Origin of the sequence: Acidovorax sp. 35-64-16 (assembly GCF_002281195.1) — a bacterium.
Lineage (GTDB): Bacteria > Pseudomonadota > Gammaproteobacteria > Burkholderiales > Burkholderiaceae_C > Acidovorax > Acidovorax defluvii.
Genome location: NZ_NCFM01000006.1, coordinates 153,472 through 173,295, shown reverse-complemented (window position 1 = coordinate 173,295; position 19,824 = coordinate 153,472). Strand labels below are relative to the sequence as shown.

General features: G+C 63.5%; 22 protein-coding genes. 11 read left to right on the top strand and 11 right to left on the bottom strand.

Translation table 11 applies throughout. From position 1 onward, the window contains the following. Positions 1-17: 17 nt before the first annotated feature. Entirely contained in the window at positions 18-659 is a 642-nt protein-coding gene (locus B7Y64_RS07260) for a substrate-binding domain-containing protein (protein WP_033448741.1), read from the bottom strand. Between the two features lie 121 nt (positions 660-780). On the opposite strand from B7Y64_RS07260, the gene B7Y64_RS07255 reads away from it, so the two are divergent. Further along, on the top strand, positions 781-1,080 hold the full coding sequence (locus B7Y64_RS07255) for a helix-turn-helix transcriptional regulator (RefSeq protein ID WP_060433536.1): 300 nt from the start codon (positions 781-783) through the stop codon (positions 1,078-1,080). Positions 1,081-1,104: 24 nt separating this feature from the next. Here B7Y64_RS07255 and B7Y64_RS07250 read toward each other — a convergent pair whose 3' ends face one another. Genes B7Y64_RS07250 through B7Y64_RS07240 form a run of 3 tightly spaced genes read right to left on the bottom strand, consistent with a single transcriptional unit; the run spans position 1,105 to position 3,215 of the window. Further along, positions 1,105-2,013, bottom strand: coding sequence for a LysR family transcriptional regulator (locus B7Y64_RS07250; RefSeq protein ID WP_291325256.1), 909 nt, complete (start codon positions 2,011-2,013; stop codon positions 1,105-1,107). A gap of 21 nt (positions 2,014-2,034) precedes the next feature. Next, entirely contained in the window at positions 2,035-2,559 is a 525-nt protein-coding gene (locus B7Y64_RS07245; protein ID WP_060433537.1) for a MarR family transcriptional regulator, read from the bottom strand. Further along, the gene (locus B7Y64_RS07240; protein WP_050450503.1) at positions 2,556-3,215 is read right to left on the bottom strand and encodes a TetR/AcrR family transcriptional regulator; all 660 of its coding nucleotides are present in this window, start codon (positions 3,213-3,215) and stop codon (positions 2,556-2,558) included. The genes B7Y64_RS07245 and B7Y64_RS07240 overlap by 4 nt, the downstream gene beginning before the upstream one ends. A gap of 230 nt (positions 3,216-3,445) precedes the next feature. Between B7Y64_RS07240 and B7Y64_RS07235 the strand changes: the two genes are divergently transcribed. The 7 genes from B7Y64_RS07235 (at position 3,446) to B7Y64_RS07205 (ending at position 10,220) form a co-directional block, all read left to right on the top strand. Beyond that, positions 3,446-4,981, top strand: coding sequence for an efflux transporter outer membrane subunit (locus tag B7Y64_RS07235; protein ID WP_033448747.1), 1,536 nt, complete (start codon positions 3,446-3,448; stop codon positions 4,979-4,981). Beyond that, complete coding sequence (locus B7Y64_RS07230; protein WP_033448748.1) at positions 4,978-6,549, top strand: MFS transporter; 1,572 nt, start codon at positions 4,978-4,980, stop codon at positions 6,547-6,549. The genes B7Y64_RS07235 and B7Y64_RS07230 overlap by 4 nt, the downstream gene beginning before the upstream one ends. A gap of 7 nt (positions 6,550-6,556) precedes the next feature. Beyond that, positions 6,557-7,591 carry an HlyD family secretion protein gene (locus B7Y64_RS07225; protein ID WP_033448750.1) on the top strand — a complete coding sequence of 345 codons (1,035 nt, stop codon included), beginning with the start codon at positions 6,557-6,559 and terminating at the stop codon, positions 7,589-7,591. A 31-nt stretch (positions 7,592-7,622) separates the two neighbouring features. After that, a complete protein-coding gene (locus tag B7Y64_RS07220) occupies positions 7,623-7,925 on the top strand; it encodes a DUF3861 domain-containing protein (RefSeq protein ID WP_033448753.1) in 303 nt (100 codons plus the stop codon). A gap of 135 nt (positions 7,926-8,060) precedes the next feature. Further along, entirely contained in the window at positions 8,061-8,615 is a 555-nt protein-coding gene (locus B7Y64_RS07215) for an acyloxyacyl hydrolase (protein WP_158386241.1), read from the top strand. A 160-nt stretch (positions 8,616-8,775) separates the two neighbouring features. Then, positions 8,776-8,994, top strand: coding sequence for a lipid A-modifier LpxR family protein (locus B7Y64_RS07210; protein ID WP_158386243.1), 219 nt, complete (start codon positions 8,776-8,778; stop codon positions 8,992-8,994). 23 nt (positions 8,995-9,017) lie between these two features. Beyond that, positions 9,018-10,220 (top strand): patatin-like phospholipase family protein, encoded by a 1,203-nt coding sequence (locus tag B7Y64_RS07205; protein ID WP_033448754.1) that lies wholly within the window; start codon positions 9,018-9,020, stop codon positions 10,218-10,220. Positions 10,221-10,277: 57 nt separating this feature from the next. On the opposite strand, the gene mobH is transcribed toward B7Y64_RS07205, so the two are convergent. Then, positions 10,278-12,128 carry a MobH family relaxase gene (gene mobH / locus B7Y64_RS07200; protein ID WP_033448757.1) on the bottom strand — a complete coding sequence of 617 codons (1,851 nt, stop codon included), beginning with the start codon at positions 12,126-12,128 and terminating at the stop codon, positions 10,278-10,280. 317 nt (positions 12,129-12,445) lie between these two features. On the opposite strand from mobH, the gene B7Y64_RS07195 reads away from it, so the two are divergent. From B7Y64_RS07195 to B7Y64_RS07185, 3 genes are all read left to right on the top strand, one after another. Further along, a complete protein-coding gene (locus B7Y64_RS07195; RefSeq protein ID WP_033448759.1) occupies positions 12,446-13,072 on the top strand; it encodes a hypothetical protein in 627 nt (208 codons plus the stop codon). Positions 13,073-13,084: 12 nt separating this feature from the next. Then, the gene (locus B7Y64_RS07190; protein ID WP_033448761.1) at positions 13,085-13,717 is read left to right on the top strand and encodes an RES family NAD+ phosphorylase; all 633 of its coding nucleotides are present in this window, start codon (positions 13,085-13,087) and stop codon (positions 13,715-13,717) included. Positions 13,718-13,801: 84 nt separating this feature from the next. Continuing rightward, positions 13,802-14,167 (top strand): DUF3742 family protein, encoded by a 366-nt coding sequence (locus tag B7Y64_RS07185; protein WP_033448763.1) that lies wholly within the window; start codon positions 13,802-13,804, stop codon positions 14,165-14,167. A gap of 11 nt (positions 14,168-14,178) precedes the next feature. Here B7Y64_RS07185 and B7Y64_RS07180 read toward each other — a convergent pair whose 3' ends face one another. The 6 genes from B7Y64_RS07180 to B7Y64_RS07155 form a co-directional block, all read right to left on the bottom strand. Beyond that, positions 14,179-15,699 carry a conjugal transfer protein TraG N-terminal domain-containing protein gene (locus B7Y64_RS07180; protein WP_033448765.1) on the bottom strand — a complete coding sequence of 507 codons (1,521 nt, stop codon included), beginning with the start codon at positions 15,697-15,699 and terminating at the stop codon, positions 14,179-14,181. Between the two features lie 15 nt (positions 15,700-15,714). Continuing rightward, positions 15,715-16,086 (bottom strand): hypothetical protein, encoded by a 372-nt coding sequence (locus tag B7Y64_RS07175; RefSeq protein ID WP_033448768.1) that lies wholly within the window; start codon positions 16,084-16,086, stop codon positions 15,715-15,717. Beyond that, positions 16,083-17,480, bottom strand: a complete 1,398-nt coding sequence (locus B7Y64_RS07170; RefSeq protein WP_033448770.1) for an integrating conjugative element protein — start codon at positions 17,478-17,480, stop codon at positions 16,083-16,085. Before B7Y64_RS07170 ends, B7Y64_RS07175 begins: the two co-directional genes overlap by 4 nt. 9 nt (positions 17,481-17,489) lie before the next feature. Beyond that, positions 17,490-18,437 carry a TIGR03756 family integrating conjugative element protein gene (locus B7Y64_RS07165; protein ID WP_033448773.1) on the bottom strand — a complete coding sequence of 316 codons (948 nt, stop codon included), beginning with the start codon at positions 18,435-18,437 and terminating at the stop codon, positions 17,490-17,492. Further along, on the bottom strand, positions 18,434-18,880 hold the full coding sequence (locus B7Y64_RS07160; RefSeq protein WP_033449051.1) for a TIGR03757 family integrating conjugative element protein: 447 nt from the start codon (positions 18,878-18,880) through the stop codon (positions 18,434-18,436). The genes B7Y64_RS07165 and B7Y64_RS07160 overlap by 4 nt, the downstream gene beginning before the upstream one ends. Positions 18,881-19,060: 180 nt before the next feature. Beyond that, positions 19,061-19,822 (bottom strand): DsbA family protein, encoded by a 762-nt coding sequence (locus B7Y64_RS07155; RefSeq protein ID WP_033448774.1) that lies wholly within the window; start codon positions 19,820-19,822, stop codon positions 19,061-19,063. Positions 19,823-19,824 lie beyond the last annotated feature (2 nt).

The following is a 19,824-nucleotide window of genomic DNA, read 5'->3' as shown; positions in this document are numbered from 1 at the left end:
GCCATAGGGGACGTCAACTATGCAGCCCCCGTCCTGGCAACTTGCAGCGCTCTACGCTCGAACCGGTCCACAACTGAACTGGTTTCTTCCTGGGGACGCTGCAAATACGTCACGATCTCGTAGGGGCCATCGATGAGCGGCCGCATCGTGATCCCCCATCTATGGGCATGCGCGATGCGCGATTGCGCGGACACTCCCACGCCATAGCCGGCCGCGACCCACGTGGCCAAAAGGCCAAATGAAGTCACGTACTGGATGTTCTGCCGACCGGTCGGCAGGAGGTTGGAAAGCTGCTCATCCAACTTGGAGCAGATTTCCGCCTGCCAGCGATACAGCGAGTAGTCCAACAGATCGGCGATCGTGAGTGTCGCCTGGTCAAGCAAAGGGAACCGTGGAGGCACGGCAACGGCCATGTCTTCGATCCACAACGGCTGGATTTTCAAGGCTGCGTCGTTCGATGCCTGAACCGATAGCCCTGCGTCGTAGCGGCTCTCATGGAGTCCCTCACGCAGATCTTCATCTGAAACCTCGAAGAATGCGAGGGTGACATCCGGCTCTTCCGCGCGTTGCAGCGCCAGCAGTGCCGAGAGCTTTGACGACGGTACGCCTGGCGCTATGGCAAGCCTGAGACGGGAGAACTGGCCGGTGGCGTTGAACATGATGGCGCCGCAAAGGCGGCTAAGCAGGTCGAGAACAAGCCGACATGATAGTTAAGAGAGAACTTTAACGTCTATAACTTTAACGTGGTTAATTTCGGAAGATTGTTCGACGCTTCTGCTAATGCAGAAGCCCACTATTCAGCCAGGCCGCCCCTCTGGCACATCGACATATGAATCCGAGCCAGCGTTAGCCTTTGGGCAGGCCGTGCGCGCTGCGCGCGTCGCTCAAAGCATCGCTCAAGACGAGTTTGCATCTAGAGCAGGCATCTCGCGCTCGCACATGGGCAAGATTGAGCGCGGGGAGCACGTGCCCACGCTTCCTCTCATATTGAAAATTGCCATGGCGCTCGGAATAAGCGCTGCTGAATTGATGGCTGCAACGGAGCGCTACCTTGGCACCGGCGGCAACACCAATTCTTGAGGGTGACCGTCGATGATGGCGCTGTCAGCTACCCAGACTGTCACGTAGGCGGACGAGATCGCGCAGACGAACGATGAATCGCTCCAGCGAAGCCGGTGCGTCGCCGCCGCCGAGCCGGAGCAGATAGGTTGTGATTACTGCGGAATCCACCGCCAGAGGGCGGGTAAGCACATCTGGTCGTGAACTGATGGCAACCCTGGTCGCTGTCGTGAAACCGACACCAAAACCCGCGCTGACCAGGGTAAGCATCATCTCCAGCGAGGAGACGTGTTCGACCACATTCGGTTCGCGTTCCAGAAGCCGTAGAAGCCGAGCCAGTTCACGACAGTAACCTTCGCATACCTGTGGATCGCACAGTACGAGTGGGTGGCCGCCGAATTCATGGAGCGGGACTGCCTTGTGGACGAGCAGCTCATGCCTGACTGGTACGGCGATCACCAGCGGGTCTTGCCAGATCGGCTCGGCAACGATGTCGTCGCCGACTTCGGCCGTGTGCGCGAACCCGATGGTGAAGTCGCCGGCACGCAGGCCGCGCAACTGCTCGGCCAACGGCACCTCGGACAAGCGGATCTCGATGTCTGGCTCTTCAGCGCGGCAACTGGCGAGAAAATCCGATAGCCAAGGATCGATCGCGCCATCGGACACTGCGATGCGCAGGCTGCCTCGCGAACCCGCTGCGACGGCCTTGGCATTCTCTCGTGCTTGTTCCAGGACGGCGAATAGTCGGCGAGTGTCTTGCAGGAACGCGGTACCTGCTGCGGTCAGCCGGGTTCCTCTACGGTCCCGGTCGAAGAGCAAGACGCCCAGCTCATCCTCCAGTTCCTTGATGGCCCGGGATAAAGGTGGCTGCTCGATATGCAGGCGCTCGGCGGCTCGGGTGAAATGCAGTTCTTCGGCGAGGGCGACAAAGCAGCGAAGGTGACGTAGCTCCATGAAGTGCCCCCGATTTCCGTTTCACGGCCGTGGTTCTGTGACAGACAACGGTTTGCAATCGAGGGCGAGATGAAGGGCGTCCTGGTTGCACAGTTCCGGCAAGCGCAACAAGCCATGTATTTCGCTTTGTTTGAACGCCTCCATCAGTTGCGAGAGCGCGGAGTGCCAATGCGATTTCAATTCACGTATTGCATTGTTTCCACGCTCAGTCAGAACAATTTCGATAACTCTTCGGTCATGCGTGCGATCCACACGCTCCTGCGCCGCTCTCTGGATCATGCCCTTCTTCTCAAGGCGGTCTAACAGCCTCGTCACCGAGGCTGAATCGACTTCCAGACTACGAGCCAAAGTGCTAGGCGTAGATGCCGGAGTGGCCGACACATGGTGTAGTGCCATGACCTGCACAGCGGTCAAACCAAACGGAGCAGCTACGCGATTCAGCACTTGATTTCTGGCTGTGGAAAGCCGCGTGATGGCTGTAGAAAGCTCCATCACCCGAAGGGCATCGCTTGCTTTTCCCGTTTCGGTTGACCCATTCGGCATCATGATCGGGAACGTTTACTGGTCGCTTCCTCACCGCGGCCGTAGGCACGCATGAATGTCACCACGGCTGCGTTTGCCCACTGGTCGATCTGCGCCGAGGAAGGCGCGGCATCCGGATGAGTCAGGCACTGAAGCTGAGGCTCACCCCGAACTAGATTGATGAACAGATTGGCGGCCGTCTCGCGGCCGATCTCGCCAAGATCAACCTCGCCGGATGCTGCCGCCTTGGAGAGTTGCTCGGCAACCAACGTCGTCATGACCTGCGGGCCGGCCAAGTAGAACGTCCGTGCGAGCTTGGGAAAACGCGGTGCTTCGCCAATCACGACGCGGAAGACAGCCAGTCCACTAGGTGAGAGCACGATGTCCAGGTAGGCCTTGGCCAACAGGGTCAACGTCTCTCGCAGCTTTCCCGGGTGGAATTCGATGCCATGCACCGTTTTCGTGAATGCCGCACATTCGGCCTCGATCACCGCAGTGAAGAGGGCTTCTTTGTTCGCGTAGTGCGCATACACCGTGGATTTGGACACGCCAGCCTCGCGCTGGATCATGTCGGTGGTTGCCGCGCTGAACCCATGGGTCAGGAAGATGTTGCGCGCTGCACGCAGGACGGTGAGCGCCTTGGCGTTCAGCTCGCCGTTGCTCGGCGGCGGGGCGGTCATGACTTGGTTGGTGCGTGGCATCTGCTTGGTCTGCTTGGTTTGGAAGTTTTGACACGGTGGCTTGATTTCGGTATAGTACCAAACCGCTCGGTACGAATCAACTTAGCCAACCATCTCACGGGTAGCTGCACTTAAGTAGTTGCTGAAATCCCCTATGAGCTGGTGGCCTAATTTTTGTCTCTATAGTAAACCGAGCGGTTCGGTACTAATCGCATATTGGATGAGCCTTCATGACGTCACAACCGCTGCTCTCACAACTGCTGCGACAAGCAGGCTCGGCGCTCTTCACGATCTCACTGGTCGGCTGCGCGGTTGGTCCTGACTTCGTGAAACCCGACGACAGGCTCGCAGCCGTCCAACTGTCGCCCAGGGCGGACTACACGCAGACTCAGGAAACATCCGCCGCGAACTTCCCATCTTCATGGTGGACGTTGTTCAACGATGGCGTGCTGACGGATCTGCAAGCCCGTGCGCAGGCGGGCAACCTGAACCTGCAGATAGCTTCCGAGCGCATCGAGCAAAGCCGGGCGCAGTTGGGGATTGCCTCCTCGCTGCTGCTGCCCAGCGTGGGCGCTTCGGCGGGCTATTCCCGCGAGGCCATCAGTGAGCACGGCAAGTTTGCCGCGTTGGGCGCACCGACGAGCGCGAGCGACTTCTGGCAGTTGGGATTCGACGCCAGTTGGGAACTTGACCTATGGGGCCGTGCGCGGCGATCGCGCGAAGGCGCCGCAGCCGCTTTCGAGGCCACGGTATATGAACGCGAAGCGGCACGGGTGGCCTTGTCCGCCGAGGTGGCCCGCACCTATCTCCAGTTACGCGGTACGCAAGCGCAACTGGATATCACCCGGCAGAACTTGGAGGTCGCCGATCGCACCCTCCGCCTTGCCGAGAGCCGTGAGCGCAATGGTGTCGCCACACGTTTTGAAACCGCTTCGGCGCGCGCGCAACTGGCAACGGTCGAGGCGCTGGTGCCCGAACTGGTCCAGCGCCGCAACACGCTGATGAACGCCTTGGCACTGCTGCTGGGGGAGCAGCCGCGCGCCCTCGATACGCAGTTGCTTGAAGCGATGCCCTTGCCGTCGCTTCCTTCCAATGTGCCGGTGGGCCTGCCCTCCGAATTGGCGCACAGGCGGCCGGACATACAGCGCGCCGAAGCTCAACTCCATGCTGCGACGGCAGCCATCGGCGTTGCCAAAGCCGATTTCTACCCGCGAATCGGCCTGAAAGGCAGGGTCGGCGTCGAAGCCTTCGAGTTCAACGACCTCGACAGTTGGGATTCCCGGTTCTTCTCCGTCGGCCCGACGGTCTATCTTCCCATCTTTCAGGGCGGGCGTCTGAAGCAGCGCCTGGCGCTGAACGAGGCACGGCAAAGAGCTGCCGCCATTGCCTACCGGCAGACGGTGCTGCAAGCCTGGCATGAAGTGGACAACGCTCTCGATGCCTGGGCAGCTCAGCAGAACCGCCATACCGAACTGCTGGTGTCGTATGAACAGAACAAGCAGGCGCTGCATGCTGCCGAGCGCGGCTATCAGGAAGGCGCTGCCGACTACCTGAATGTTCTGGCCGCGCAGCGTGGCGTTCTTGCCAGCCAGACCAGCCTCAATGCCAGCGCCACCAACGCTGCGCTCACCCTGGTCAATCTCTACAAGTCGCTGGGCGGCGGCTGGGACCCCGACGCACTCACATCCGAACGGCAGGCCGGCGGCGATGCGCCCCTGACGACCATCGCGTCGTCGGCTACCTCGCAACCCAAGGTTGAGCAATGAGTGCCGCAGCGTTGCAACCGACAGCGGCGCCGCCCGCACCCGCCGCTGCGGCAGCCCCTCCGAAGCGGGCGATTGCGGGGCTGGTCGGCATCCTCATCGCGGCCATGATGGCCGGCCTGAACAACCGCGTGGGCGCATTGGCCCTGGCGGACGTGCGCGGCGCGCTGGGCTTCGGCTTGGACGATGCCTCCTGGCTCACCACCGTCTATAGCGCGGGCGAAGTGATCGCCATGCCGTTTTCGGCATGGTTCGCCATCACCCTCTCGGTGCGCCGATTCGAGCTGTGGATGATCGGTGCATGCACTTTGTTGGCGGTGTGCATCCCCTTCATCCATGACCTCGATCTGCTGCTGGTCATGCGCTTCCTGCAAGGCATCGCCAGCGGCACGATGATCCCCGTGCTGATGATGGCGGCATTGAAGTTCCTGCCGCCCCACATCCGGCTGCACGGATTGGCGCTGTATGCACTGACGGCCACCTTCGCGCCCAACCTTTCGATCTGGCTGGCGGGGCAATGGACGGATGGCCTGTTCGATTGGCGCTGGGTGTACTGGCAGATTCTTCCGCTCGCGGCGATTGCCGCCTTGCTGATCGGATGGGGTCTGCCCAAAGACCCCATCCAGACAGACCGTTTCCCGCAGGCCAACTGGCCCGGTATGGCTTTCGGCGTGCCCGCATTCGCCCTGATTACCGTCGCCTTGGATCAGGGCGTGCGGCTGGACTGGTTCAATTCACCCCTCATCGTCGTCTCGCTGGTGGCTGGGCTGACGCTGCTGGGGGCCTATCTGCTGACGGAGTGGTATCACCCGACGCCGTTCATCAAGTTGCAGATGCTCAGCCGCCGCAACCTGGCGCTGGGCTTCACCTTGTTCATCTGCCTTCTAGTCGTGCTGACCTCCGGCGTGATGTTGCCGATGACCTTTCTCGGGCCGCTCCAGAGCTACCGACCGCTTCAGATGGCACCGATCGGTCTGATCGTCGCGCTGCCTCAACTGGTCCTGGGTTCCGTGGTGGCGCTGTTTCTGTACCGGAAATGGGTCGATGCTCGATTTGTGTTCGCGGGCGGCTTGCTGCTGATCGCCCTGGCGTGCTTCCTTGGCGCGCAACTGACTTCTGACTGGAACCGCGACCAGTTTGTGCTGACGCAGACGCTGCAAGCCTTTGGCCAGCCCATGGCTGTCGTCTCGCTGCTGTTCCTGTGTACCAGTGTCGTGCACCCAAGCGAAGGCCCGTATGTGTCGGGGAACATCAACACGCTGCGCGCCCTGGGGTCGCTGATCGGGGGCGCGGTAGTCGGGCAGCTCGTGACCGTGAGACAGCGGTTCCACGCGGAAATGCTGCTGGATCACGCCGCGTCCGTAGGCAACTCCGTTCCGCTTGTCCCGGAGCCCGCTCAACTGATGGGAATCATCGGCCAGCAGGCACTGGTGCTATCGGTCGCGGATGCCTATCGCGCGCTGGGCGTTCTGGCGTTGGTGATGGTCCCCTTCGTATTGCGGCTGACCTACATTCCCGCCCCCGATTTGCAGCCCGCTGCCCCTCAATCCATATCGTCGTCCCAAGGATAGTTCCACCATGGCCATGCCGAAGAAAGCCAAGATCACCAGTGCCCTGCTACTGCTCGCAGTGGCAGTGGGCTGTGTCATTTATCTGAATCGCCCCGAATCCAGCGCATCGACCCAATCCACGGACGACGCCTATGTACAGGCCGACTTCACCCTCGTCGCCCCCCAGGTGTCGGGAGTGATCGGCAAAGTGCTGGTCGAGGAAAACCAGCCAGTGAAGGCCGGCGATCTTCTCGCCGCGATCGACGATAGGGATTTCATCGTTGCGGTGGACGCGGCCAAGGCACAAGTCGCCGCTGCCGAGGCCAGCGTCGCGGGGCTTGCCGCGCGCGTGGCACAGCAGGAAACCGCGATACGTCAGGCGCAGGCGGCCGTCGCGGTGGACGATGCAGAACTCAAATTGGCCGAGGCCAACCAAAGACGTTATCGGAATCTGGCCTCCGACGGATCAGGCTCGATCCAAGCCCAGCAACAGGCCGAGGCGCAGTTGGCCATTCGGCTGGCCAGCCGGGACAAGAATCGCGCGGGCCTGCAAGCGGCGCGGCAGCAGACGGACATCCTGAAAGCCGATCTTGAAAAGGCCAAGGCTGCACTTTCCCAGGCGCAGGCGGCGCAGGCCGCAGCGGAGTTGAAGCTCTCCTATACCCAAATCACGGCGCCCATCGACGGCGTGATTGGCCAGAAATCGGTGCGCGTCGGCGCATTCGTGAATGCCGGCAAGCCGTTGGTGGCGGTGATTCCGCTCGACGCGGTCTACATCACGGCCAATTTCCGCGAAACGCAATTAGCGCGTGTGCAGCCAGGGCAATCTGTGGACATCAAGGTGGACGCCTTGCCCGGTGCCGTACTGAAGGGAACCGTGGAGAGCCTGGGGCCGGCCAGTGGCGTCAGCTACTCGGCCGTCGCGCCGCACAACGCCACGGGTAACTTCACCAAGATCGTCCAGCGCCTGCCCGTGCGCATTCGCATCGACCCCGACCAGCCTGATGCCGCGAATTTGCGCGTCGGTATGTCCGTGACGCCGAAGATCCGCATCGGTGAATAGCGCCATTCGTCCAGCATGAGGAGCCATATAAATGAGGCAATACCGTTATCGCGTAACTGTGGAGCAGTTGACTGATTCGCATGGCATCCCCAGCGATCGCAAGCCTCTGCAATTTGAGGCCGGAAATCATGACGACATCATTTCCGTCGTGACGTGGCTTCGCAGCCGAGGTGACTTCAGTAGCCAGGATGACGCGGCGGCATTTGCGGTCGGGTTGAAGCTGTTGGCCGGGGCAATCCTGGCAAACAAGGAAAACCCGCTTCTGTCTTCATTCCTGCCGCATCTTTATCAGTTCGTGAAGGACCTGAAGGCTGGTTCCAAGACCGACCAATGATTCGGCGGCCCACGCAACCAAGGAGAAGAAAGGACGCTTGTCCAGATGACGCCTTGTCCATACACGGCAGGAAAGTCGGCCACATTGAGGGCATGCAACGGTGAGGTGGATCCCGGCATAGCCGCCGGACGCGGTATGCGCATTCTCTTGGCCTTGGCTATAGGTGCTCTGCCGGCTGTTTCTGCGGCCCAGGGCCGCTTTGCCGACGCGAAGCTGTATGTCCAGGCCGGAGCCACATCTTTGCAAGGCGACGCAACGCACGCAATGAACGTGGGCGTGATGGTGCCTTCTGGCCTCTTCAAGGGCATCAGTCGTGATGCGGGTCCGCTGACCCTGCATTGGGATCTATGGGGTGGCCATTGGAGGTCGCACCATGCTGATGGCACAACAGGGGGCTATTCCCAGCTCGGAGCCCTGATGGCTTGGCGCTACCAGCCTGCAGGGCCGCAATCTCCTTGGTTCTTGGAGGCAGGCCTGGGAGGGAGCGTCTCGGACGGCCTCTACAACTCAGGGCAGCGTCGATTCAGCACGGCCTTCCAATTCACGGAAGTGCTGGCAGTGGGCTACCGCTTTGGGCCGGCAAAGGCCTATGAGGTTTCCTTGCGTGTACAGCATTTCTCGAATGCCGGCATCAAGAAGCCAAACCCAGGTGAGAACTTCATGTTCTTGCGTCTCTCTCTTCCATGGTGAACGCGATGGTTCCCATCCGTTCAGGCTGATGTCCCTGAATTTGCTCCAACGCCGAGTTGCTTGGGCCATCGTCGTTATTCCGGCGGCGGTTCTGTGTTCCCTGTCAGCGCGCCTCCAATGCGGCGCGCTACTTCGGCTTTATAGGCGTCGATGTCAGATATTGGCCTCGAACGAAGTGATCGACGGGCGGCTACGCCGAGGCGCTTCCCACGTCGGTTCCAAGCATCTGGTTGGCGAGTTGCGCCCAGGCTTCAGTTACGGGATGGGCCGATGGACGGTCACATATCTGATGGCATGGCGCGGTGCCGAGTTTTCCACGCCTGACATGCCGAACCCGCCGTCGGTCAACTACGCCAGCATCATGCTCGTCTATGAGTGAGTCAGCGTCCACGGGGGCCTGCGATGGCACACATTAAGCCAGTCACTAGCGTTGAAAAGACGGCGCTGGTCCTGTCCGGAGGCGGCGCGCGCGCTGCCTACCAAGTTGGCGTGTTGCAGGGCCTGGTGAAGTTGCGCCGCGAACGTCTGGGCGACGGGGCGCCCAACCCATTTGGTATTCTCTGCGGCACTTCGGCAGGTGCAATCAATGCCGCCGCTTTGGCCTGCCGAGCAGACTCCTTTGATGCGGGCGTGGAGACAATCGCCGCAGTTTGGCGAAACTTTCGCGCTGATCAGGTGTATCGCACCGATGCGCTTGGTATTGCCCGCAGCGGCGCACAGTGGCTGAGCGCGATTTCGGTAGGCTGGATGTTGGCGCGCTGGCGTAAAGAAGGGCCACGTTCGCTGCTGGACAATGAACCTTTGGCCGAGCTGCTGCGACATTGGGCGCCGCTGGAACTGCTACCGCGCATGCTGGCCGAGCGTCATCTGCACGCGCTTGCGCTAGGCGCGTCCAGCTACACCAGCGGCGAACACCTCACTTTCTTTGAGGCCACCGGCGACATGACGGGCTACGAGCGATCGCAGCGGCTGGCCGTACCCATGCGACTGGGGCTGGAACACCTGCTCGCTTCGGCGGCTATCCCCTTCGTATTTCCAGCACAGCGTATCGAGCATGCGGAGCACGCCGGCTGGTACGGCGACGGCTCGATGCGGCAAACCTCACCGATCTCGCCGGCCATCCATCTCGGTGCGCAGCGTATGCTCATCGTTGGTGTCGGTCGGCTGCATGAACCGCGTGGGCGAATCGTGCGTGATGGCGGTTATCCGACACTGGCTCAAGTTGGTGGGCACGTGCTGTCGAATGTCTTTCTCGATTCGCTCGCGGTGGACATCGAGCGTATGGAGCGCGTCAACCGTACCCTGGAAATGATGACGCTGGGGCAGCGCCTGGCCACCTCACTGCGGTCGGTGAAGGCGCTGGTGATAGCGCCAAGCGAGCGCATTGACGACATCGCGGCTCGGCACCAAAAGCACCTGCCGCGAACAGTGCGCGCGCTGTTGCGCGGCGTGGGTTCGTCCAGCGCGAGCAGTGACCTGAGCGGTTCCGCTCTGGCGAGCTACCTGTTGTTCGAGGCTCCTTTCACTCAGGAGGTAATGGCGCTGGGTGAGCGCGACACGTTGGCACAACGGCAGGCAGTCTGTGATTTCTTCGGGTGGCTTTGAGGCGTGCGCTTCACTCCTGGGCGAGATGCCTTCAGGAACAGCGCTGGCAGACCATTTTCAATGGTGGAGGGACAAGTAGGGATTGTTAGGAGGGACGTCATGTAGCAGCCGAGACGGCTCTTCGAGCAAATAGCCATGCAAGCGCCGCGTTTTCCTCGGGCCGGTGACTTCGCAGGTCCAAATGTTCAGCCCATTGGAGTGCTTTCGGTGCAAACCCAGCTTCTCGAAGCGCTTCTGAACCCACTGCCAATCCTGCTGGCTCTCCTGCCTGGCCAGCGTACCTACCTGCGGGTGCTCCTGCGCATACCGCTGGAACACGCCTGGGCTGACCAGGTAAGCGGTGTCGCTGACGGTATGTACAAGGGCCTTTGCGTCGTTGATGATCAGACGCCGCGAGGTTATGCCATTTTGCAGCCACGCCATGAAGTGCTCGCCAGACGGCTGCGCAGCCGTCGGCGCAGGCGCTGGTGACGGAGGCAAAGGCTTGGCCAGGGGCGGCGCAGGTGTTTCAGGATCTGTGGCAGGCACCTCGCCCGAGACGGCTTCTGCATCCAGTCGACCGACAGGCAAATCATCATCCATTCCCACCATCGCCAGCATGTCTTCCATGACATCGGGCGCGGCTCGGGCGTCGGGTGGGTGAGCCGGGGTAGCGCCGCCGGCGTCCTCCCAGGGAGGGGGCTGCTGATCTTCGGAGGGGGGCATCGCCGCGATCGCTGGCGTTGGCACCGAGGCATCGGCATCTTTGTCTGCCGGCGTCGTGTCGATCGCCACCGTTCCGGCGAACGACGTTGGCCGCTCGCCAGGCTCCCAAATGAGCGCCGGCGCAAGTCGCAACAGGGTGAACGAGTGGGACCAGCCGGTGGCACTGGTTACGGTGGCGCGCCAGATCGCCTTGCCATCGGGCGTCGGCTGCAACATGCCGTGGTCTTGGAGCGCGTTGAACACTGCGGTGTTGTTCGCAGGGATGCCATCGACGCCCTGGGACAGCAGGTGCGCGCGGAGCTTGTCGGAAACGGTCTTGCTCACCAGCCATAGCGCATCGTCCGTGAGCCAGCCATCGGAGGCTTCGGGCTGGTTCAGTTTCAGCTCTTCTTTGAGCAGGTAGCGCAGCCCGTTGACCAGCTTGCGTTGGAGCGAGTGCTTGGGTGCAGCCATGGCGCGCGCGGGATCGCCGCCCAATTCCTGAGCGACGGAGGCGCGGTCAGCTTGCACGACCAGTTCGCCCAGCACCCCGGCGTGCTTGTACTGTCCGGCCAAGACGTAGAGCAGCGGCGCCCACAGGGACGGATAGCCGCTGAGCCAGTCCAGCAGATCGCGGTCGAGCAGTTGCCGGTAGAGCAAGCCTGTCGCGGCGCTATGGAGCCGGTACTCGCGATCCTCGCGGTAGCGGAAGCGGTACGGCTGACACAGGGGGCCGTGCCACGGGTGCCAGGCGCTGCCGTCGGCCAGTTCGACATGCAGATCGACCGCCACCTTGCCGATGTCATGGAGCAAGGCGGCATAGGCGACGGCCGCAGTCCAGGCTTCGGCCTGCGCCGCCTGGTCTTCGGGGCTGGCCCCGATGGGCAGCAGATGGGACTGCCGCAGCTTCAGGCTGTAGGCGACGATTTCCAGGCCATGGTCGAGCATGCCGCCGAGGTATGCGTGGTGGTGCGCTTCGGAGGCCGGGAAAGCCTGGACCAGCTCGGCGTAGCGCTCCAGTGGCGTGCGGTACAGGGTGGCGAACTGCTGGCGCGAAAGCGAGGTGCGCTGCCAGATGTGCTCCATCAGCTTCTGCCGGCGCGGGGTGGCCAGCAGCGATGCGGCCGACTCCGGCCGCATCAGCCCTTTCGGGAGATCGACGGCGGGGGCTGGCGACGGCGCGGCAGCGACCGGGGGCCGTTTTCGCTGGAACAGGGAGAGCATGTCGATGTCCTGATGGTGGGCCGGGCGGGAGGCCTTTTGGCCTTTTCGAGGTAGGGCCTTTCCCCTTGCACCCCATTCCCTTGCCGTTTCGACCCTTTGGCCTTTAACCGTTTCGGTATAGCGGGGCCTGGGCTGCGGCTCCAGCGTCAATGTGGAACCCGCACGAATGGATTGGACGGCGACCTGGTGCTGGCCCCCGGCCTATGCTGCCGGGACGCTACACCACACAGGTAGGCTCCCACTCAGGCGACTAAGTTGACAAAAGCGACAAAGGCGACTATAGTGAACCCTGTCTCAAACCTACCTGGGAGCTGACCATGCCCACTGCGATCGAATTCATTGCCGACCGGCTGCCGCGCGTCACGGTGGAGGATGTGCGCCGCTTCGCCGATACCGTCGAAATCCGGGATGCCCCGGCTTTCGCGGCCGAGTTGCAGGCGTTCATCCACGAGCGCGTGGAGGCGGTGACGCTGCCCGCCAACCTGGAAGGTGAAACGGTAGCGCAGGCCTTGCAGCGCAAGGCGGCCACGTTGCGCGCCGACACGCGTTGGGCACCGACTGAAACCGACGTCCAGCGAGGCCGCGCCGTGCTGCTGGAAGCCTTCAACCAGCCGCACAACCTGCCGCCCGCCGAGTTCGCCAAGCTGGCGGACAAGTCGCGCCAGCAAATCTACAAGGACATCCTCGCCCGTCGTCTGCTGGCGCTGAACGTGGGGCCGCGCGGCCAGAAGCTGCCCGACTGGCAGCTCGACCCGGTGAAGCAGCAGTTGACCCAAACCGTGCTTCAGGAGGTCGAGGGCATCGACCACTGGACGATCTACCGCGCGCTGTCCGAACCGCTCGAAGGCCTGGGCGGTCGCTCGCCGGTGGATGCGGTGACGCATGGCACGATCGATGACGTGGCCGAGGCCGTGTTCAACGTGCTGGGCGTCCAGGTGCATTGAATCGAGACCGCCATGAGCCACGAGCTGCCTTCGTTCCTGATCGATGCCGGTGAACTGCTCCAGCATGTGAGCCGCGTCGTCTATCGGGGCAGCCCGCTGTACTATGGCCGCAGCAGCACGAATCGATACGATGACCCGGCGGGAACCTACGGCGTGCTCTACCTGGGGCGCGACCTGCCCACGGCGCTGATGGAGTCGGTCTTTCACAAGCACCAGTGGCTTGAAGACACGAAGCGCTCCATTGCCCTGAAGGAAGTCCAGGCCCGGATGGTGCGCGCAGTAGGCGTGCTGGACGACGTGCTGCTGGCCGACCTCACGGCGCCGGGCGTCATGGCGGGCCACTTCGGCCTGAACCTGGAGCAGTTGGCCAGCCGCGACTACACGCACACGCAGCAGGTGTCCGCACAGGTGCATGCGATGCTCGGAGACGACAGTGAGCCGCTGTTCGACGGGGTGCTCTACCCGTCGCGCAACAACTATCCCGCCAAGAGCATCGCCCTGTTCGAGCGTGCGGGAGCCAAGATCAGCGTTGTCGAGGACATCGACCTGGTTGACCATGTGGACTGGCCGCGGTTCGTTGCCACTTACCGCATCGGCGTGGAACCCGATCCGGGCCCGGTAGAGCCGGAGGACGAAGCGTCCTGAAGCGGCAAGAAAGCGCATTGAAGCCTCAAACCGAATGAATTGGAGCAAACTGGAATAGGCATTCCTCAGCAGCAGGAGACGACCATGAGCACGACGACCCGCACCAGCACCGCAGAACGCCTCGGCCGCGCCTTCGGCCGCGGATGGCGTGCCTATGCGCGCGGCGAACGGCGGGCGTCGAACTGGTTGGTGTCCAAGGGCATGCCGCGAGCTGGCGCTACCGCGCTCGTGTGGGTAGTCAAGCTGGCTGTACTGGGGGTGCTGCTCTACGTTGCGTTTTGGTTCGCACTCGTGCTGCTGGGCGTTGCGGCGGCGGGATGGGCCGCTGCTGCCAATACTTCGGATGAAGACGAGTGGCCTTTCACCGACCTCACCGAGCTGCGCAAGACGCCGGGCTACGATCCCAACCTGTACAACGACACGTCGCACGAGTTGTACACCGACGACTGACCGGCCTCGTGCTATTTCAGCTTTCCTCCGGTGAGCGCCCCGGCACCCTTGCCGCCAGCTTGGCCGGCGCTCTTACTGCCATCGGAAAGCCCCTGGATGACGTGCCCGGCCCGAATCCCAACCCAGGTAAGGCTCGCCAGCCAGAATCCCGGCAGAACCAGGAACATCGTGCCGGTGACGAACATCAGCAGCATGTCGCCGAAGGCGTTGTTCAGCCCCACCAGCGGGTCGAAGTTGCTGTGCGGCCGGTTCCAGCCGAAGCCCCAGCCATAAAGCGCGTCCAGAATCGTCGAGTCGATCCAGCGTGCGAGCTGGAACCAGAAGTCCGTGAAGAACAGCGCGAACTGCACGACGCTGACGGTGACGACCGTCTTCAGGTCGTAGGTGCCCACAACCAGCACGAGCGGGATGCAGATGACCAGCGCCATCTTCAGTAAGGCGAGGATCATGGGCAGGGATTGGCGCACGACATCCATGGCAGGAAACGCGGCAATCGCGCCGACTGCCATCCCGACGTCGCCCGTGGCGCGCGTCACGATGTTCGGCAGGGTCTTGTCGATCTGGCCGCCGTAGTCCGTATAGACGCTGCCCTGGTTCAGCTTCTGCTGCCGGGGTGACGCGATGGCGCGGATCACCGAATCGTCCACCTCGGCCCGGCTGAGGAACCCGGCCCAGCCCGCTAGGCGATTCAGCAGGCTCGGGTCCACCTGACCCAGCAGGCGTGCCCGCAGGCCGTTGCTGCCGTCTGACCACCACTGCCTGCAAGTCGGGTAGCCGCCACCATTGGCAACCTGCGCGAGGCCAGCATCGCGGGTGTCGTCGTAGGGCCATGCCTCGCGCGCCGTGCTGGAGCGGTAGCTGTCGTAGTAGCCACCCGTGTCCGTGAAAAAGCGCGAACCGATCCAGGTTACATCGTGCATCTGCTGCTCATCGAGATCCGGGCGCTGCATGAACAATTTGGCCCGCGCAGGCCCATAGCAATCCCGCGAGAAGTCCGCGACCTCCTGGGCCAGTACCGGGTCGTCAATGCGCGTCGCGTCGATCTCCATCCTCATCTGCCGCAGATCCGTACCGCACGGGATCGCCGCTACCGAGGCGCTCGTGACGGCGCGCGAGAGCGCGTGCATGAAGGCCCACCAGACCGGCACCTTCGCCGACTGGTTGTTGACGGTGCTGAAGGACTGCGACCACCCGGTTTCCGTGGGCTGCGGCACGCTGACTTGGCATTGTGCCGAGCGCGAACTGTCGTACTGGATGGTGCTGAGGTCCACGTCGATGAACGGAATGCCGGCGAACATCACCACCACGATGGCGACGAAGACCCGGTTCTCGATGCGCGCAGCCGAGAGCACCCCCTTGTTGCCTTCGTCGGCGCCTTCCGCACGGGCCTTCAGCCACTCCTGCACGACGATGGCGACGAAAGGCAGCGCGAACACCCCGCTGGACACCAGCACGGCCCAGATGCCGTTGTTGACGATCCAGGACACGAGGGTGAGGTAGTACTCCAGGTAGTCCGTCGTAAAAAGCGTCATGGCCCCGATCTCCCCTCAAGCGGCCTGCATCAACAGGCTGGCTTCCAGCGCGACGATGGCGACAACGCCGGCGACCTCGGTGCGGATCAGCCGGCGCCGCGCCTGCCCATCTGTCCCGCTTTGGTCTTCGCGGGCCAGCACCCGGCGGCGCATCCAGAACCATCCATAGGCCGTTGCCGCGTACACGCACAGCCGCCAGATGAAGAAATACCCTGCGGAGGCCGCCAGCCACCGTTCCCAGCCTGCAACGCTGCCGACCAGGTAGATGCCCGCGACGTTCGCCCCCACGGCGGCGGCAACGATCAGCACCAGCCACAGCAGCGTCTTCGCCGCGCGCCGGCTGAACAACCAGCGCAGCGGCCGCCAGGCCATGCGCGCCGGGCTCATGGCCGACTCCCCGGATTGCCCTTCTGGAGCTGGTCGAGACGGTCCGGCACAGGATCGCCCTCGTAGATGCCGCGCGAGCCGGCCGCGCGCGCGCCGTGGCGCTGGATGATCGCCATGGGCGAGTTGTTCGCCAGCTCGCGCCGCAGCTCCAGTTCGGTCTTGAGGTTGCGAATCTCACGGTCGAGCGTGTCGCTCTCGTGGTTCACCGCCTCAACGGCAAGCTCGTTGGCCGCGACGTTGGGCTCCTTCTTGCCCGTGAGCAGCGTGCGCTGCAGCAGCAGCGCTTTCTCCAGCACGGACGCCAGCGCGACCTCGGACGCCAGGCGCTGCGACAGCAGGTGCTGGTCGGGCTCGTCGCGCAGCGCCTCGATCACGCCGCGCGTGATGGGCAGCGACGCACTGCCGGCCTCGCGCAGGTTCTCGGGCGTCGTGTTCTTGGCCTTGGTCACCAGGTCCTGGAGCGCCTGCAGCTTGGCGTCGTACTCTTCCTGGATCAGCGGCGTGAGCCCGACGCCTGGCGTCGTCTCGGTCTTGGTGCAGGCATCGCACGTGCGCTGCTCCTTCTCGCCGAGCACGCGCGTAGCCCACTCGACGGCGGCCTGCGGCGAGGCCCAGGTCTGGCACGAGAGGCTGCCGCAACTGGCCGGCGCGATGGACGAGGTGTCGGTCACGCCGCGGCCGTTGACCAGGTTGTAGCCGGCGCGGGTGACATCGCCGACGACCTTGATCGCGGGCTGGCCGGAGCCGCCCGCGTTGCTGCCCCCGACCCACGGCACGCCGTCATTGCCGCGTCGCGTCTCGGCTTGCTCGATGGCCGAGACCGCATCCGTGCTCGACACGGCATCGCGCAGCGCCAGCCCTTCGGCCATCTGGCTCCAGCCGAGCTGGCCGCCCGCCGTTTCGGCCATCTTCTCGGCCATGGCACGGCACGTCAGCTTGCTGCGGTCGAAATCCAGCCGCGCCTGCAGCACGCCATTGGTGAGCAGGTTGTACAGACCGGGATCGGCCCGCTGGATGATCAGCGCGGGCAACGATGCCACCGCACTGGTGGCACTCTGGATCACCGACGACATGATTTGCTGGAAGCCGTTGGTGATGCCGTTAAGTTGGTTCTTCAACGTGGTCTGGATGCTCATGTCGCCGCAGATCAAGTTGCTGTTCCAACCCACGCCGACACCGAGAGAGCGCATGCCGGCCGCACGGCCCATCGACACGGCGTTGCCGCCACCGATCGAGTACATGACGTCATCGCCGATGACACTGCCGCTGGTCTGGTAGCCCAGTTGACCCCAGGCCACGCCGCTGCCCAGCGCGAGTGCGCCGGCCAGCGCCAGGACGATCTCCGTGCGACGTGCCCGGCGGGAGAACGGATTGAGTGCAGGACGGAACTTCATGGCACCACCTCAGAGGAAATCGACGCTGCCCAGGAACACCTGGCCCCGGCGTTCGCAGCAGGCATACGGCCGCCACAGCGCCCATGCGTAGTCGCCTTGCTGCGCCTGGGTCAGAAAGCCGCTGCGCGGGAAGACCGTGCAGGACGAGGACAGGACGGGTGTGAGTTCTTGCCACTTGCCGGTGGAGGCATCGCCCTCCATCAGCGCGCCGGCCGGCCAGTAGCCGTCGCGGGAGTTGGCAAGCAACGGCTGATAGACGTGGATCTGCCCCCGGCGAGTGACCACATCGCCCGCACGCTGGGCCACCACTGCGCCGGCCTTAAAGTCGTCGGTCTGGTGCAGGAAGCCGCCGCGGGGGTACACGTTGCCCCAAAGGTTCATCGTGGTGCGTGCGCCAACCTCGCGCCGGCCCGGAATCAGCGCTTCCGGGTAGGCCATCTCGGGCACGTTGTAGCGCCAGGCCAGCGTATCCAAGGTGCTGAGCAGATATGGCATGAATGCCGTGCCCGCGCCTTCGCAGATGTAGCCGGACGATGAGGCGAACTCGCTGAAGACCAGAGTACCGGGGTGGCCGATCACGTCGGCGTTCTTGAACTTGGCGAGATTGTTCTCGTGGTCCTCGTTGGTGGTCCCATCGCCGCCGGCTTCAGCGGATGCGTTGGGCGGGCTCATCGACTGCACCTCGACCCAGGGGTTCTCGCCGGTGTTGCTGTAGCTGGAAACCACCGCGTCGGGAACGTAGTGGCGCACTTTGGTGGATGTGCGCACGGTGCAGCCCGTCCATGTGCAATAGAGCCAGTAGCAGATGCCGACGACGCGGTATTCGAGGCAATCGGGCGATGCCACCGAGCCGACGATGGTTGCTGTATTGAGGGCGTAGCTGCCCGTGGTGCTGAGCAGCAGCAACGAAGCCACGCCAGCGCGCAGGCGGCGCATCAGGTCGAATGGTCGGGTCACGGCTGGTTCCTCCGGTGCTGCTCGATGCGCGCTACAGCGCGAGCCACGTCCGGCTCGCCATAGACCACATAGCGCCTGTCCACCACCACGGCCGGGAGGCTGGTGACGCCGAGGCTCCATGCGTCGGTGACGCCTTGGTATGCGGAAGCGATGCGTCGCTGTAGATCGGCACCACCGCCATTCAGCCGGCGCTTGACGATGGCCGTCGCCTGTTCGGGGTCGGTGGGCAGTTCCGCAGAAAGCTCCGCTTCAATGCGGTGGGATTCGTCCAGCTCGATCAGCCGCTCGCCACCCATGGTCTTGACCGGGTGGCGGCTGTCGGTGACGACCACCACGTCGGCGGCGAAGGTGGCCGGGCTGAAAGCGGCCAGGGCAGCCGGCAGTGCAACAGCCAGGCCGAGGGTTCGCCAGCCTGGCGCGAACCGGGGAAGAGATGCTGGCATGTCGCGTGTCCTGAAGTTGATCAGGGCTATAGTCAAACGCGAACCCGAGGCAGCCCCAACAAACAATGCGCATCACGGACTGCCCGCATACCTGCTTGTTTCGCGCCGACGAAAAAGCGGAGGCCGAAGCCTCCGCAGTGATTGATGGAGTGGTAGCGGTACGGCCTCTAGGGCCATGGACTACCGGGGTACATGCACGTCGTCGGCGGGCTTCTCGGTAGTGGACGCGGCGCTGGTGTCGTCAGCCGCCAGCATGTCCATGGCCGACAGCAAGGCATCGCCCTCGATCGGCCCCTGCAGCAGGATGGCCTGGCCCGTCTGGCGATCGAGCAGGCGCAGAGACGGCGTGGCGGTTACGCCGCTATTTGTGGCTTCCGCGGCCTGGGCGCGGATGGCCGCGTCGGGGCGCTCGCTCGCCATGCACTGTTCGATGGCTGAGTTTGTTTCGGGGTAACGCAAGCCATCGGGCAAGCCCTGGCCGTCGCTGCGCGTGTGGGCATAGACCCATTCGACCGCCTGCCAGAACGCTGCATGCCCGCCCGCTTCGGCGGCGCACTCGGCCAGACGTGCCTCGGCCGACGCGGCAGGTTCATGCGCGGCCAGCGGCTGGTGATGCCATATCAGTGCGACGTCGGTGTTGTTGCCGACCCACCGCTTGAGCTGCGGGAAGTACTCCCGGCAGAACGGGCATTCCAGGTCGGCATAGAGCGTCAGCGTGAAGCGGCCTTCCGGGTTGCCCATCTGCCAGGGTGGCCCAGCGACCTGCGCCGTGCTGGCCGGCGCGGGCGACGGCGCTGAGGATTCTCCGGGCGTCCGGGACACCAGCCAGATCAGCAGCAGCGCGACCAGCGCAGCAGCCAATACCCAGGGCCAGCGAGGCCGCCAGCGGCGACGGCGGAACGCCTGGACCTGCATCGGAATGGAAGGACGTTTCTGTTCCATGG

Excerpts from the sequence above, each read along its gene's own strand:
- B7Y64_RS07260 (WP_033448741.1), bottom strand. The coding sequence starts at position 659 with ATGTTCAACGCCACCGGCCAGTTCTCCCGTCTCAGGCTTGCCATAGCG.
- B7Y64_RS07255 (WP_060433536.1), top strand. The coding sequence starts at position 781 with ATGCAGAAGCCCACTATTCAGCCAGGCCGCCCCTCTGGCACATCGACA.
- B7Y64_RS07250 (WP_291325256.1), bottom strand. The coding sequence starts at position 2,013 with ATGGAGCTACGTCACCTTCGCTGCTTTGTCGCCCTCGCCGAAGAACTG.
- B7Y64_RS07245 (WP_060433537.1), bottom strand. The coding sequence starts at position 2,559 with ATGATGCCGAATGGGTCAACCGAAACGGGAAAAGCAAGCGATGCCCTT.
- B7Y64_RS07240 (WP_050450503.1), bottom strand. The coding sequence starts at position 3,215 with ATGACCGCCCCGCCGCCGAGCAACGGCGAGCTGAACGCCAAGGCGCTC.
- B7Y64_RS07235 (WP_033448747.1), top strand. The coding sequence starts at position 3,446 with ATGACGTCACAACCGCTGCTCTCACAACTGCTGCGACAAGCAGGCTCG.
- B7Y64_RS07230 (WP_033448748.1), top strand. The coding sequence starts at position 4,978 with ATGAGTGCCGCAGCGTTGCAACCGACAGCGGCGCCGCCCGCACCCGCC.
- B7Y64_RS07225 (WP_033448750.1), top strand. The coding sequence starts at position 6,557 with ATGGCCATGCCGAAGAAAGCCAAGATCACCAGTGCCCTGCTACTGCTC.
- B7Y64_RS07220 (WP_033448753.1), top strand. The coding sequence starts at position 7,623 with ATGAGGCAATACCGTTATCGCGTAACTGTGGAGCAGTTGACTGATTCG.
- B7Y64_RS07215 (WP_158386241.1), top strand. The coding sequence starts at position 8,061 with ATGCGCATTCTCTTGGCCTTGGCTATAGGTGCTCTGCCGGCTGTTTCT.
- B7Y64_RS07205 (WP_033448754.1), top strand. The coding sequence starts at position 9,018 with ATGGCACACATTAAGCCAGTCACTAGCGTTGAAAAGACGGCGCTGGTC.
- mobH (WP_033448757.1), bottom strand. The coding sequence starts at position 12,128 with ATGCTCTCCCTGTTCCAGCGAAAACGGCCCCCGGTCGCTGCCGCGCCG.
- B7Y64_RS07195 (WP_033448759.1), top strand. The coding sequence starts at position 12,446 with ATGCCCACTGCGATCGAATTCATTGCCGACCGGCTGCCGCGCGTCACG.
- B7Y64_RS07190 (WP_033448761.1), top strand. The coding sequence starts at position 13,085 with ATGAGCCACGAGCTGCCTTCGTTCCTGATCGATGCCGGTGAACTGCTC.
- B7Y64_RS07185 (WP_033448763.1), top strand. The coding sequence starts at position 13,802 with ATGAGCACGACGACCCGCACCAGCACCGCAGAACGCCTCGGCCGCGCC.
- B7Y64_RS07180 (WP_033448765.1), bottom strand. The coding sequence starts at position 15,699 with ATGACGCTTTTTACGACGGACTACCTGGAGTACTACCTCACCCTCGTG.
- B7Y64_RS07175 (WP_033448768.1), bottom strand. The coding sequence starts at position 16,086 with ATGAGCCCGGCGCGCATGGCCTGGCGGCCGCTGCGCTGGTTGTTCAGC.
- B7Y64_RS07170 (WP_033448770.1), bottom strand. The coding sequence starts at position 17,480 with ATGAAGTTCCGTCCTGCACTCAATCCGTTCTCCCGCCGGGCACGTCGC.
- B7Y64_RS07160 (WP_033449051.1), bottom strand. The coding sequence starts at position 18,880 with ATGCCAGCATCTCTTCCCCGGTTCGCGCCAGGCTGGCGAACCCTCGGC.
- B7Y64_RS07155 (WP_033448774.1), bottom strand. The coding sequence starts at position 19,822 with ATGGAACAGAAACGTCCTTCCATTCCGATGCAGGTCCAGGCGTTCCGC.